The following is a 13,661-nucleotide window of genomic DNA, read 5'->3' on the forward strand; positions in this document are numbered from 1 at the left end:
CATCGGTAGGTCGGATAATCCGTTTGTGCAATTTCAGATTAATTATAGCATTTTTTTGGACGAGTCTGAATAATCATGGAAGAAGAGCAGTTGTTTTATGTAGTTTAGTATGCAGGCGGATGAGGGTGAGCAACGCTAAGTGCCTGTTTTGAGCATGTATACTGGGGCCTATTTCATTCTATTCAAAGGGATGTGTGATACTCGATGGAGTTCAAGGAAATGAATAAGCAAGAAATGGAGAAGGCGCTTCAAACGGACGTGAAAGCTGGTTTGAATGAGAAAGAAGTAAAGGACAGGCTGAACAAGCAAGGATTCAATGAACTGAAAGAAGGGGAAAAGCAATCTGCCATTTTACTGTTCTTCGCTCAATTTAAAGATTTTATGGTCATTGTCTTGCTTGCGGCAACCTTGGTCTCTGGCATCTTGGGTGAATATATCGATGCGATTGCCATCATTGCCATTGTTTTTTTAAATGGGGTACTTGGGTTTTTTCAAGAACGTAAGGCTGAAAAATCATTGGATGCCTTAAAGGAAATGACAGCCCCACAGGTTCAGGCATTAAGGAACGGGCAATGGCTGAAGATCCCTTCAAGGGAAGTGGTAGTAGGGGATATCTTGAAATTTGCAAGCGGGGACCGAATAGGGGCAGATTTACGGATCGTCGACCATTCCAGCCTTGAAATTGAAGAATCAGCTCTAACTGGCGAGTCCATTCCAGCCGTGAAATGCTCCGATCCATTAATGGGCGAGGCGGAAAGCATCGGGGATCAGGAAAATATGGCGTTCATGGGAACGATGGTCACTAGAGGAAATGGTATTGGAATTGTTGTCGCGACAGGAATGAACACAGCAATGGGGAAGATAGCGGACCTTCTTCAAACAGCAGAAACCAAGGAAACGCCACTACAACGACGATTGGAACAATTGGGAAAAATCTTAATCATTACCGCGTTGATCTTAACTGGAGTCGTCGTATTAACGGGTGTCCTTCAAGGGCATGATCTTTATACCATGTTTTTAGCCGGTGTTTCCTTGGCTGTTGCGGCCATCCCGGAAGGCTTGCCTGCCATTGTGACAGTAGCCTTGTCTCTTGGCGTTCAACGGATGATTAAACAAAAGGCCATTGTTAGGAAGTTGCCTGCGGTTGAAACGCTTGGATGTGCCACGGTGATATGTTCCGACAAAACTGGAACATTGACCCAGAATAAAATGACGGTTACGAAAATTTGGAGTGGCGGGAAGACATGGGATGTAAGTGGGACAGGATATCATCCGACTGGGGAGTTTTCTTCAGGAGGAGTTTCGGTCGCTCCAAAAAATGAAAAGGCTCTCCTCCAAATGGTGACATTTGGGATTCTTTGCAACAAAGCCGAGGTAAATGAGAGAGGTAAAGGATATATTCTTGACGGAGATCCGACAGAAGGCGCGATGGTAGTAGCGGCGATGAAGGCGGGTTTGACGAGGGAGCATTTGTCAAACCAGTTCACGATCGTGAGGGAGTTTCCATTCGATTCTGAAAGGAAGATGATGAGTGTTGTAGTCAAGGATGATAAAGAAAACCATTTTGTCGTAGTAAAAGGGGCACCAGATGTTTTGCTAGCCCAGAGTGATACGATTTTAGTGGACGGTAGAACGGACCCGCTAAATCGGGAAAACAAGGAACGGGTTCAACTGAAAATGAATGAGCTTGCATCAAGTGCACTTCGGATGATTGCAGTGGGTTACAAACCACTTTCAAAGGGAACCATTCTACTCCATGAGACAGAGGCCGAACGGAATTTGACCTTCATGGGGCTGCAGGGCATGATAGACCCACCTCGTCCTGAAGTGAAACAAGCAGTGAAGGAATGCCGGGATGCGGGAATTAAAACGGTCATGATAACGGGCGACCATGTTATAACAGCCAGGGCTATTGCTAAAGATCTTGGTATTTTAAGAGGGAAAGACCGTGTACTCGAAGGTCATCAATTATCGGCGATGGAAGTTGACGAGCTCGAAGAAATCGTTGAAGGAGTGTCTGTGTTCGCCCGTGTTTCCCCGGAACATAAGTTGAAAATCGTGAAGGCTTTACAGAATAAAGGACATGTTGTTGCGATGACGGGGGATGGCGTCAATGACGCTCCGGCAATAAAGTCGGCCGATATCGGTATATCAATGGGCATCACGGGTACAGACGTCGCAAAGGAGGCTTCTTCCTTGATTTTGGTCGATGATAATTTCGCCACGATTAAATCGGCTATTAAAGAAGGAAGGAACATCTATGAAAACATTCGGAAGTTTATCCGGTATTTGTTGGCATCGAATGTTGGTGAAATTCTTGTCATGTTTTTCGCCATGCTTTGTGCCTTACCTTTACCATTGATTCCCATTCAAATCCTATTCGTCAACTTGGTGACGGACGGACTCCCGGCTATGGCTTTGGGTCTCGATGATCCTGAAGAAGATGTGATGAAAAGGAATCCGAGAAATGCTAATGAAGGGGTTTTTGGGAGGGGACTAGGCTGGAAAATCCTCTCACGTGGTTTTTTAATTGGGATCTCGACGTTAATTGCCTTTTATGTGGTATATCGTGCGAATCCTGATAATCTTGCATATGCACAGACCATCGCATTTGCGACCCTTGTACTTGCCCAGTTGATCCATGTTTTTGACTGTCGGAGTGAAAAGTCCATTTTCTCAAGAAATCCGTTTGGCAATCTGTATTTAGTGGGAGCAGTGCTCTCTTCCCTGTTGTTAATGCTTGCTGTCATGTATGTACAGCCGCTACAGGCAATCTTTCACACCGTTCCGATTTCGGGCAGGGATTGGCTATTAGTGGTAGGAATGTCATCAATCCCAACTTTTTTACTGGCGGGAACCTTTTTAGCAAGAAAAGCACAATAAAATATGATATAATCTTTTAGGTGATAGAGTCTTTCTCTATTACCTTTTTATTTTTAGAACCTTTTATTTATACTGATCATGACGTGAAAATGCTGATATAGATTGAATGAACATACCAAGTTACTACATTATGTTTGATTGGAAGTGGAGACATGGTTACCAGTATGACGGGCTATGGAAGAGGAGAATCACAAAACGAACAGGTCAAGGTCTTTGCAGAAATCAAGACCGTCAACCATCGTTTCTGCGAATATACGATTCGAATGCCGCGCCAGCTGTTGGTTCTGGAAGAAAAAGTGAAAAAAATGGCGAGTGAATACATAAGAAGGGGACGGGTGGAACTCTTCATAACGGTCGAAGGGAAAAGCCTGGTTTCTAAAAATGTTGATATCGATTGGAATCTTGCAGATCAATATGTAAGCCTGATGGATGCAGTGAAGGGGAAATATAACCTTGGCGGTTCCATTTCGCTTCAAGATATACTGCAACTCGAATCGATTTTCTTGATGGAAGAAGTAGCGACCGTTCCTAGTGATTTGGAAAAGTTGCTTATGGAATCAGTAAAGGGTGCCCTAGAAAACCTGAAACAAATGCGTGTTCAGGAAGGACAGGGGCTGGCCAGTGATTTGCAAAGTCAGTTAAAGAAGTTTGCTGAGATTGTAGCGGGGGTTAAAACCTATGCGCCTTCTGTTGTAAAGCAATATAAGGATCGACTGACAATAAAGCTTTCCGAGTTGACTGATGGAATGATTGAAGATAGTCGCATTGTCACAGAGGCGGCCATATTTGCGGATAAATGTGATATAAATGAAGAATTGACTAGGCTCGATAGCCATGTGCAACAGTTTTCGGATACCCTTAAGCAAGGCCAACCGATTGGGAGGAAATTGGATTTTCTCGTTCAAGAGATGAACAGGGAAGTCAATACGATCGGTTCAAAGGCAAATGACTCAGCCATTACAAAAGAAGTGGTTGAAATGAAAAGCCTGCTTGAAAAATTGAAGGAACAGGTTCAAAATATCGAATAATCGGTTTATGATAACCCTGTCAAGGCGACAATAGAATATGAATGGGGGACAAAAATGTCAATTAAGCTCATTAATATTGGTTTTGGTAATATCGTTTCCGCAAATCGGATCGTATCCATTGTAAGTCCTGAATCTGCTCCAATAAAAAGGATTATCCAGGATGCCCGTGATCGCGGATCATTAATAGATGCTACATACGGCAGAAGAACAAGGGCCGTTATTATTACAGACAGCGACCATGTCATCTTATCCGCCGTTCAACCGGAAACGGTTGCAGCAAGGCTTCAAGATCGAGATGATAGCGTAGAAGAGGGGTAACTGAAAGATTATGAGAGAAAAAGGTTTATTAATTGTTTTGTCCGGCCCATCAGGTGTGGGTAAGGGTACCGTAAGAAAGGCAATCTTTTCTCAGCCGGGTACGGCATTCGAGTATTCAATTTCGATGACGACACGACTTCCACGGCAAGGTGAGGTGGATGGGGTAGATTATTTCTTTAAAAAGCGTGAGGATTTCGAAGCGTTGATTGAAGAAGGAAAGCTCCTGGAATATGCGGAGTTCGTCGGCAATTATTATGGAACACCTGTTGATTATGTCCGAGAAACGATTGATTCCGGAAAAGATGTTTTTCTTGAAATCGAAGTACAAGGAGCTAGGCAGGTTCGGGAAAAGTTTCCTGAAGGCCTATTCATTTTCCTTGCCCCGCCAAGCTTGAGTGAACTTGAAAGTCGGATCGTAACCCGTGGTACCGAGACGGAGGAAGCGATCAAAGGGCGCATGAAGGTGGCTAAAGAGGAAATAGAGCTTATGGATCTGTATGATTACGTCGTTGAAAATGACCATGTAGATGCTGCTTGTGCTAGAATTAATGCAATTGTAATTGCCGAACATTGCCGTCGGGAAAGAGTTGCTGTTCTTTATAAAAAAATGTTGGAGGCGGAATAAACTATGTTATATCCATCTATTGATTCATTATTACTGAAAATCGATTCAAAATACTCACTTGTATCTGTGGCAGCCAAGCGTGCTAGAGAAATGCAAATTAAAGATAACTGCATGATTGCTAAACCAGTTTCTCACAAATCAGTCGGTCGTGCCCTTGAAGAAATCTATTCTGGTAAATTATCATATGATAATTCATCTGAAGTAAAATAATTGAACACTTAAGCTTGACCTATCGGGCCTGACACCCTAACAGCAAACAGGATGCGTTACTTTTGGAACTTGCTTCCTTCCTGCGGCAAAGGTGTGTCAGGCCTGTTTGTTTTGATTTTGGATAGGAGCAAACAAACAGCAATCCAAAAAGCGGTTATGGACTTTATTGACACTTACCAAGGTTCTTGCGCATATATAATGAAATTTTACCTGTAAACCTTCATAATTAGTTAATAATAGAATGTATAGTTAGGGGAAATTTGCATGCTAATCGATAAAAAGGTTCTACTTTGTGTCACTGGCGGAATTGCTGTATATAAGGCTGCAGCCCTGACCAGTAAACTGACGCAGGCAGGGGCTCACGTTAAGGTGATCATGAGTGCCTCGGCGCGCCAATTCGTGACGCCTCTTACCTTTCAGGCACTTTCAAGACATGATGTTTATACCGATACATTTGATGAAAAAGATTCCTCGGTCATTGCCCATATCGACCTTGCTGATTGGGCGGATATTGTCCTGGTGGCGCCTGCCACAGCGAATGTTATTGGCAAGATAGCCAATGGCATCGCGGATGATATGATCACGACCACGTTGCTTGCAACGGAGGCCCCTGTTTGGGTAGCTCCGGCTATGAATGTCCATATGTACGCTCATCCGGCTGTGCAGAAGAATATGGAGACGCTTCGTACGTTTGGTTATCAATTCATAGAGCCCGGTGAAGGGTATTTGGCTTGCGGCTATGTAGGAAAGGGAAGACTGGAAGAACCGGAAACGATTGTACAACATCTACAAGAATACTTTGGGGAAGTTGGCTTGAAACCACTTAAGGGTAAGAAATTCTTAATCACGGCGGGGCCTACCCGTGAAGCAATCGATCCTGTACGCTTCGTGACGAACCATTCTAGTGGCAAGATGGGCTATGCCATTGCCGAGCAGGCAGCCAATCAGGGAGCCGATGTGACCTTGGTCACCGGGCCCGTGAGTTTGGCTCCGCCTTCGAAGGTGAAGGTCATTCCCGTCGAATCAGCCGCAGATATGTATGAAGCGGTGTTTGAGCAATTTGACTCGAGTGATGTGGTAATTATGACGGCTGCGGTTGCCGACTATAAACCCAAATTCTATCATGAACAGAAAATGAAAAAGCAGCCTGGTGAAAATGTGATTGAATTTGAACGGACAAAGGACATTCTTATGGAATTGGGCAAGAATAAGACTCATCAGCTCTTAGTCGGTTTTGCAGCCGAAACGAATAATGTGGAAGAGTATGCAAAAGGGAAATTGGTGAAGAAGAATGCCGATATGATCGTAGCCAATAATGTTACGGTATCGGGTGCAGGCTTCGGCACGGATACAAATATTGTTACGATCTTTAATAAGGATGGGCGTTCCATCGAACTTCCAAAAATGAGTAAAGCGGATATCGCCAAAAGTATTTTGGCAGAAGTATCCTGCATGCAAAAGGATTGATGTCTAATGGATATTGCATCCGTCATAGTGGATGTACCTGCAAAACAAACGGATAGGGAATTCGATTATCGAATTCCTAAGAAATGGATCCAGGTCATTAAACCTGGCATGCGAGTCATTGTTCCGTTTGGTCCCAGAATGGTGCAGGGATTCGTAACGGGGCTAAAAGATAAAAGTGAATTTGCTAAGCTCCGCCATATTAAAGAACTGATGGATTTGGAGCCTGTTTTAAATGATGAATTGCTGCAACTTGGTGACTGGTTGACGAAAGAGGCCATGTGTTTCAAAATTTCGGCGCTGCAAGCGATGCTACCGGCAGCAATGAAAGCAAAATATGAAAAAGTCATCAATATCGTAGACGGTAAAAAGGCCCAGCTGTCCACGATGATACAAGCTCTTTTTGGCAAGCATGATTCGCTATCATGGAAAGATGCGATAGAAGGGGAACATGCTTCCCTTCTTCAAAAAGAGTTGCAAAAAGGCAATTTAGAGTTAGTGTATTTTGTGAAAAACCGTCTCAATAAAAAGACGGTACGGGTTATAAAACCGTTAGTATCTCCAATGGAATTGAAAGAAATGGGTTCGTCGCTATCCGGAAATGCAAGAAAACAGCAGGAGCTCATCCAATATTTCATTGAACACCCAGACCCGATACCGCTTAAGGAGCTTCTTGAATTGGTTAATGCTTCTAGTGGGACGGTGAAGTCCCTTGTGGCAAAAGGGGCATTGGTCGAACTGGAACAAGAAGTATACCGCGACCCTTATGAAAACCGTGTATTTAATAAATCCAATCCCTTCACATTAACAGATGAGCAGGCTGCCGCGCTTGGGCCCATTCAGGAGAAGATTAAACAGGACGAACATGATGTTTTCCTTTTATATGGTGTAACGGGAAGTGGGAAGACAGAAGTGTATTTACAGGCCATCGCTTCGGTTATGGAGAAAGGGAAGGAAGCCATCATGTTGGTTCCGGAAATTTCTTTGACTCCCCAAACGGTGAAACGGTTTAAAGAACGCTTTGGCGAGCAGGTTGCGGTCATGCATAGTGGTTTATCCGTTGGAGAAAAATATGATGAGTGGAGGAAAATTCATCGTAAAGAAGTAAAAGTAGTGGTAGGGGCACGGTCGGCCGTTTTTGCTCCATTTGAGAATCTTGGGATCGTCATCATTGATGAAGAGCATGAGGCGAGTTACAAGCAAGAAGAAAATCCGCGTTATCATGCAAGGGATGTTGCGATTGAACGAGCGAAATCCTATCAATGCCCTGTCATCCTCGGAAGTGCCACCCCTACCCTAGAATCCTTTGCCCGTGCCAAGAAAAATGTCTATCAGTTATTGACCCTCAGTCAGCGGATGAATAAACATGCTATGCCTGCAGTCGATATCGTGGATATGAGGGAAGAACTAAGATCGGGAAACCGCTCAATGTTTTCCGAACTGCTATTTACGAAGTTGCAAGATCGGCTCGAAAAGGGACAGCAGACGGTACTGATGTTAAATAAGCGTGGGCATTCCTCCTTTGTCATGTGCCGTAGTTGTGGATTGGTGATCAACTGTCCAAATTGTGATATTTCCCTCACTTACCATCGCTTTAATGATATAATGAAATGCCATTATTGCGGGTTTGAGGAAGGGATGCCTTCTGTGTGTCCCGAGTGTGAGAGTGACCATATCCGATTCTTTGGAACGGGTACACAGAAGGTGGAGGAAGAACTTGCCAAGATCCTCCCTGATGCAAGAGTAATTCGGATGGATGTCGATACGACGAGTAGGAAGGGATCACATGAGCGGCTGCTGAATGCATTCGGTGAAGGAAAAGCAGATATACTGCTTGGAACCCAAATGATTGCCAAGGGCCTTGATTTCCCGAATATTACGTTGGTTGGCGTGCTTTCAGCCGATACGATGCTGCATTTGCCTGATTTCCGTTCTTCGGAAAAGACATTCCAGCTATTGACGCAAGTCAGCGGAAGGGCAGGGCGACATACACTTCCTGGTGAAGTGGTGATCCAAACCTATACGCCTGAGCATTACAGTATAGAGCTTTCCGCTATGCAGGATTACGATGCATTTTATGAAAGGGAGATGTACATCCGGAGGCAAGCCCATTATCCTCCTTATTATTATGTAATCCTCGTAACGGTTTCTCATGAGGACTTGATGAAAACCGTGAGTGTGACGGATAAGATTACTAATTTCCTGAGTTCGCGACTGCATAAGGATTCTATCGTCCTCGGGCCGGTCGCCTCCCCAATTAGTCGAATCAACAATAGATATCGATACCAATGTCTGATAAAATACAAACGAGAGCCGGAGCTTTATCACCATTTACGAACGCTTTTGGAGCATTATCAAAAGGAAACGGCCCAAAATCACCTGCAGATTTCCATTGATTTAAATCCGCAGATTATGATGTAGTTGTTATGATATCGCGAGCTGTTCAGGCTTGCGTTTTTATATAGTAAGTTTTGTTTTTTATATTAGGAGGGTACTTTTCGCTTTGACTATTTTACCGATTGTCATGTTTCCTGAAAGAATTTTACAACAAAAATGCGCTAAAATAACAAGTTTTGATAAAAAATTGGCAAAGCTGTTAAATAATATGTACGAAACGATGGTTGAAGCGGATGGAGTGGGTCTTGCAGCCCCACAAGTGGGCGTGAAAAAACAAGTCGCCGTCGTAGAGATAGAGGAAGGATCAGGTGTCATTGAATTGATCAATCCGGAAGTGCTGGAAGTCGAGGGAGAACAGACAGGCGTTGAAGGCTGTCTAAGTTTTCCAGACCTATATGGGGAAGTGTCCCGTCCATACCGTGTCAAAGTGCGTGCACAGGACAGGAAGGGGAATTTTTTCGAAATAGAAGCTGAAGGTTTCCTGGCTAGGGCCATCCAGCATGAAATGGATCATTTGCAAGGGGTGCTATTTACAAGTAAAGTGTCCCGATATATTACAGAGGAAGAGTTAGAAAGGTTTGAAGAAAAATGACAAAAATTATTTTTATGGGGACGCCGGACTTTTCAGTACCGGTGCTTAAGCGAATCATTGACGAGGGGTATGAAGTGATTGCTGTCGTCACTCAGCCGGATCGTCCGGTTGGCAGGAAAAGAGTCTTGACTCCACCACCGGTTAAAGTTGAAGCAATCAAACAAGGGATACCCGTTTACCAGCCAGAGAAAATCCGTGAAAAAGAAGAATTGGAAAAGATCATCCGTTTAAAACCGGACTTAGTGGTGACGGCGGCATTCGGACAAATTCTTCCTAATGAGTTATTGGAAGCTCCTAAATTTGGCTGTATTAATGTACATGCCTCTTTACTACCTGAACTACGTGGCGGAGCGCCTATTCACTACTCCATCATACAAGGTAAAGAAAAGACGGGAATCACCATCATGTATATGGCTGAGAAATTAGATGCCGGAGATATTTTAACTCAGGCAGAAGTGGTCATCGAAGAACTAGATAATGTCGGTACGATGCATGATAAGTTGAGTAAGGTCGGTGCGGATTTACTTGCCGACACATTGCCGAAGTTATTGAATGGTGAGCTATCCCCAATTAAGCAAGACGAGGAAAAGGCAACTTTTGCTCCCAACATTAAACGATCAGAGGAAAAAATCGACTGGTCGAAAACGGGAGAGTCCATCTATAATCATGTCCGCGGCTTGAATCCTTGGCCTGTTGCCTATACACTCGTAAACGGGTCTGTCCTGAAAATCTGGCAGACAAAGAAAGTTAAAGGGAACGCTCAAACAAGCCCCGGAACGATCATTGAGGTGCTTGATGAAGGAATGGTCGTGGCGACTGGAAATGAAACGGCGATTCTCATCACCGAACTACAACCATCAGGTAAGAAAAAAATGCCAGCGAAGAATTACTTGATTGGTGCGGGTTCATTCATTAAAGCAGGTATAAAGTTAGGAGAAACTAATGACACAAACTAAAAAGGGAGTACGCGATATTGCTCTCGACATCTTGGAATCTGTAGAGAAAAATCAATCTTATAGCAACCTGTTACTTAATAATTTGATTAAAAAGCATCAATTGTCTGCAGTGGATAGTGGATTGTTAACAGAAATCAGCTACGGAACGATCCAGCGGAAGATGACATTGGATTACTATCTACAGCCATATATAAAAAATCCTAAAAAAACGCAAAGCTGGGTCATTAACCTTCTTAGGCTTTCCGTATACCAAATGGTTTATTTAGATAAAGTGCCAGATCATGCGATTATTTTCGAAGCTGTCGAGATATCGAAAAAACGCGGGCATAAAGGAACGCAGTCAATGGTCAATGGGGTGCTCCGCAATATCCAAAGAAATGGTGTTGCATCTTTTGATGATATCAAGGACGACCGTGAACGCCTATCAATTGAAGTGAGCCATCCATTATGGTTGATAAACCGTTGGGTTGAGCAATATGGGTATGAGAAAACAAAGGAAATGTGTGAAATTAACTTAATGGCTCCGTTACAGACGGGACGAGTTAACTTGAAACAGATTTCCCGCAGTGAATTAATCAGTATTTTGACTGAAGAGGGATATGATGTGGAAGCCAGTGAATTCGTGCCGGAATCCATTATCAGTTACAAAGGGAACCTGGCACATTCCGAAAGCTATAAATTGGGTCTTCTTTCCATTCAGGACGAAAGTTCGATGCTGGTCGCCCATGCGCTTGGTGCACATGATAACGATGCAGTTTTGGACTGTTGCGCAGCGCCAGGAGGCAAGTCAATGCATATTGCCGAAGGTCTGACGACGGGGCAGGTATATGCTCTTGACCTTCATGAACATAAAGTTAAGCTCATCAAGGAACAGGCAGAGCGACTAAAGTTAAGGAACAACATTAAGACGCAAGTCTTAGATAGCAGACACGTTCAGGAACACTTCAATAAAGAAGGGTTTGACAGAATCCTGATAGATGCTCCTTGCTCCGGATTAGGCGTCATGCGTCGTAAGCCTGATGTGAAGTATACAAAAACAAATAATGATATAATGAAACTTTCAAACATACAGAAACAATTATTGGAAGCAGCTGCTCCGCTCCTGAAACAAGGTGGACAGTTAGTATATAGTACATGCACAGTGGACAAAGAAGAAAATGACAGAGTAGCAGCGACGTTCTTGGAACAACATCCGGAGTTCGAAAGCGATACAACATTGTCTGAAAGAATGCCCGAAAGTGTTCAACCATTTGTTGAAGGTCATACCTTGCAAGTGTTCCCGCAATATTTTAGCAGTGACGGTTTCTTTATTGCGAGTTTTAGAAAGAAGGTGCTGTAATGGCAGAGATTACGAAATCATCAAGAGTGAGAAAAGACACAACACCAGAAAAACCATCGATTTATTCGTTGGAGCTTCATCAAATTAAAGAATGGTTGGTTGAAAACGGTGAGAAAGCTTTCCGTGCGGACCAAGTTTATGACTGGCTTTATAAAAAACGCGTTTCAAGTTTTGAGGATATGTCTAACCTATCTAAGACATTGCGAGATAAATTGGAAGATCAATTTACTTTCACGACGTTAAAGACATTGATCCAACAAACATCCAATGATGGAACCATGAAGTTCTTATTTGAATTGCATGATGGGTACTCAATTGAAACCGTATTAATGCGCCATGAATATGGGAATTCCATCTGTGTAACGACACAGGTAGGCTGTAGAATCGGTTGCACATTCTGTGCATCGACGCTTGGTGGTTTAAAACGTAATCTTGAATCAGGGGAAATCGTTGCCCAGGTCGTCAAGGTCCAACAAGCACTTGATGAAGTGGAGGAACGCGTTAGCTCGGTCGTTATCATGGGAATCGGCGAACCATTCGATAACTATGATAATATGATGTCTTTCCTTAAAAATATCAACCATGAAAAAGGGTTGAACATCGGTGCTCGCCATATCACCGTTTCGACTAGTGGGATCATTCCTAAAATCTATAAATTTGCCGAAGAAAGCATGCAAATCAATTTTGCTGTATCACTTCACGCGCCGAACACTGAGTTGAGAAGTAAATTGATGCCGATTAATAAGGCTTATAAGCTTCCTGACTTGATTGAAGCCATCAAATACTACACGGAAAAAACAGGACGCCGTGTCAGCTTTGAATATGGTCTATTCGGTGGAGAAAATGACTCAGTAGAGCACGCTGAAGAACTGGCCGATTTAATAGAAGACATCAAGTGTCATGTCAATTTAATTCCGGTTAACTATGTACCGGAACGCAACTATGTACGTACACCTCGGGATAAGATTTTTGAGTTTGAAAAAACATTGAAAAAACGTGGCATTAATGTAACAATTCGAAGAGAACAAGGCAGTGACATTGACGCAGCCTGTGGCCAGCTTCGGGCTAAGGAGCGTAAAGAAGAGACGAGGTGACCCTATGAGGGCAATATTCAAGACTGACCGTGGGAAAGTCCGCCAACATAATGAAGATAATGGGGGAGTTTTTAGTAATCCGGAAGGCGTACGCCTTGCCATCGTTGCAGATGGCATGGGCGGCCACCGTGCCGGGGATGTAGCGAGTGGGATGACGATTGACCTTTTGAAGGAAAGATGGGAAGAGTCAAGTGGTATTGAAACGGCAAATGATGCTGAAAATTGGTTGAAAACACAGATCCTCCTTGTCAATCAATTGCTTTTTGAACATGCCGAAGCGAACCTGGAATGTAAGGGCATGGGTACAACCATTGTTGCGGCAATATGCACAGATAAATTTGCAACCATCGCAAACATCGGGGACAGCCGGTGTTATTTGTATAACGAAAGCGGATTCAAGCAGGTCACGGAAGACCATTCGCTTGTTAATGAGCTGGTCCGTTCTGGTCAGATCACGAAGGAAGACGCTGAGCATCATCCAAGGAAAAATGTGTTGTTGCGTGCATTGGGCACTGAACTGCAAGTGGAAATGGACATTACGACAGTCATTTTCGAAGAGCAGGATATGCTTTTGCTTTGCTCTGATGGTTTAACGAATAAAGTAAGTGAAGTGGAACTCGAAGAAATGCTTAACAATGGACATTCACTTGAAGAAAAGGCACAGTCGTTAATAGAAATGGCCAATAACTATGGTGGAGAAGATAATATCACCCTTGTGCTTGTTCAATTTATTGATGAAAGCGAAAGCAGGTGAA

At 43.5% G+C, this 13,661-nt stretch carries 12 protein-coding genes; all 12 read left to right on the forward strand.

The annotated features are described in order from the left end of the window. The first annotated feature begins 204 nt into the window (after positions 1-204). The 12 genes from ACQKL6_RS08970 (at position 205) to ACQKL6_RS09025 (ending at position 13,660) form a co-directional block, all read left to right on the forward strand. A complete protein-coding gene (locus ACQKL6_RS08970) occupies positions 205-2,883 on the forward strand; it encodes a calcium-translocating P-type ATPase, SERCA-type (RefSeq protein ID WP_402987814.1) in 2,679 nt (892 codons plus the stop codon). A 152-nt stretch (positions 2,884-3,035) separates the two neighbouring features. Beyond that, complete coding sequence (locus ACQKL6_RS08975) at positions 3,036-3,911, forward strand: YicC/YloC family endoribonuclease (RefSeq protein WP_402868228.1); 876 nt, start codon at positions 3,036-3,038, stop codon at positions 3,909-3,911. Positions 3,912-3,965: 54 nt separating this feature from the next. Then, a complete protein-coding gene (gene remA, locus ACQKL6_RS08980) occupies positions 3,966-4,229 on the forward strand; it encodes an extracellular matrix/biofilm regulator RemA (RefSeq protein WP_034313813.1) in 264 nt (87 codons plus the stop codon). Between the two features lie 10 nt (positions 4,230-4,239). Then, positions 4,240-4,854 (forward strand): guanylate kinase, encoded by a 615-nt coding sequence (gene gmk / locus ACQKL6_RS08985; protein WP_402868230.1) that lies wholly within the window; start codon positions 4,240-4,242, stop codon positions 4,852-4,854. Positions 4,855-4,857: 3 nt separating this feature from the next. Continuing rightward, entirely contained in the window at positions 4,858-5,064 is a 207-nt protein-coding gene (rpoZ, locus tag ACQKL6_RS08990; protein ID WP_402868232.1) for a DNA-directed RNA polymerase subunit omega, read from the forward strand. 264 nt (positions 5,065-5,328) lie between these two features. Further along, entirely contained in the window at positions 5,329-6,531 is a 1,203-nt protein-coding gene (gene coaBC / locus ACQKL6_RS08995) for a bifunctional phosphopantothenoylcysteine decarboxylase/phosphopantothenate--cysteine ligase CoaBC (protein WP_402868234.1), read from the forward strand. Between the two features lie 6 nt (positions 6,532-6,537). Then, complete coding sequence (gene priA, locus ACQKL6_RS09000; protein ID WP_402868236.1) at positions 6,538-8,949, forward strand: primosomal protein N'; 2,412 nt, start codon at positions 6,538-6,540, stop codon at positions 8,947-8,949. 82 nt (positions 8,950-9,031) lie between these two features. Then, the gene (gene def / locus ACQKL6_RS09005; RefSeq protein ID WP_427650971.1) at positions 9,032-9,517 is read left to right on the forward strand and encodes a peptide deformylase; all 486 of its coding nucleotides are present in this window, start codon (positions 9,032-9,034) and stop codon (positions 9,515-9,517) included. After that, positions 9,514-10,473: a methionyl-tRNA formyltransferase gene (fmt, locus tag ACQKL6_RS09010; RefSeq protein ID WP_427650972.1), complete on the forward strand. Its 960-nt coding sequence runs from the start codon at positions 9,514-9,516 to the stop codon at positions 10,471-10,473. The genes def and fmt overlap by 4 nt, the downstream gene beginning before the upstream one ends. Beyond that, a complete protein-coding gene (gene rsmB / locus ACQKL6_RS09015) occupies positions 10,460-11,812 on the forward strand; it encodes a 16S rRNA (cytosine(967)-C(5))-methyltransferase RsmB (RefSeq protein ID WP_402868242.1) in 1,353 nt (450 codons plus the stop codon). The genes fmt and rsmB overlap by 14 nt, the downstream gene beginning before the upstream one ends. After that, on the forward strand, positions 11,812-12,906 hold the full coding sequence (gene rlmN / locus ACQKL6_RS09020) for a 23S rRNA (adenine(2503)-C(2))-methyltransferase RlmN (protein WP_402868244.1): 1,095 nt from the start codon (positions 11,812-11,814) through the stop codon (positions 12,904-12,906). The genes rsmB and rlmN overlap by 1 nt, the downstream gene beginning before the upstream one ends. Before the next feature lie 4 nt (positions 12,907-12,910). Continuing rightward, entirely contained in the window at positions 12,911-13,660 is a 750-nt protein-coding gene (locus tag ACQKL6_RS09025) for a Stp1/IreP family PP2C-type Ser/Thr phosphatase (RefSeq protein WP_427650973.1), read from the forward strand. Position 13,661: the final 1 nt, after the last annotated feature.

This window comes from Peribacillus sp. NPDC097197 (genome assembly GCF_050278025.1).
Taxonomy (GTDB): Bacteria; Bacillota; Bacilli; order Bacillales; family DSM-1321; genus Peribacillus.

Coding starts and splice junctions, on each gene's coding strand:
- rlmN (WP_402868244.1), top strand. CDS start 11,812: ATGGCAGAGATTACGAAATCATCAAGAGTGAGAAAAGACACAACACCA.
- rsmB (WP_402868242.1), top strand. CDS start 10,460: ATGACACAAACTAAAAAGGGAGTACGCGATATTGCTCTCGACATCTTG.
- coaBC (WP_402868234.1), top strand. CDS start 5,329: ATGCTAATCGATAAAAAGGTTCTACTTTGTGTCACTGGCGGAATTGCT.
- ACQKL6_RS09025 (WP_427650973.1), top strand. CDS start 12,911: ATGAGGGCAATATTCAAGACTGACCGTGGGAAAGTCCGCCAACATAAT.
- priA (WP_402868236.1), top strand. CDS start 6,538: ATGGATATTGCATCCGTCATAGTGGATGTACCTGCAAAACAAACGGAT.
- ACQKL6_RS08970 (WP_402987814.1), top strand. CDS start 205: ATGGAGTTCAAGGAAATGAATAAGCAAGAAATGGAGAAGGCGCTTCAA.
- gmk (WP_402868230.1), top strand. CDS start 4,240: ATGAGAGAAAAAGGTTTATTAATTGTTTTGTCCGGCCCATCAGGTGTG.
- fmt (WP_427650972.1), top strand. CDS start 9,514: ATGACAAAAATTATTTTTATGGGGACGCCGGACTTTTCAGTACCGGTG.
- ACQKL6_RS08975 (WP_402868228.1), top strand. CDS start 3,036: ATGGTTACCAGTATGACGGGCTATGGAAGAGGAGAATCACAAAACGAA.
- remA (WP_034313813.1), top strand. CDS start 3,966: ATGTCAATTAAGCTCATTAATATTGGTTTTGGTAATATCGTTTCCGCA.
- rpoZ (WP_402868232.1), top strand. CDS start 4,858: ATGTTATATCCATCTATTGATTCATTATTACTGAAAATCGATTCAAAA.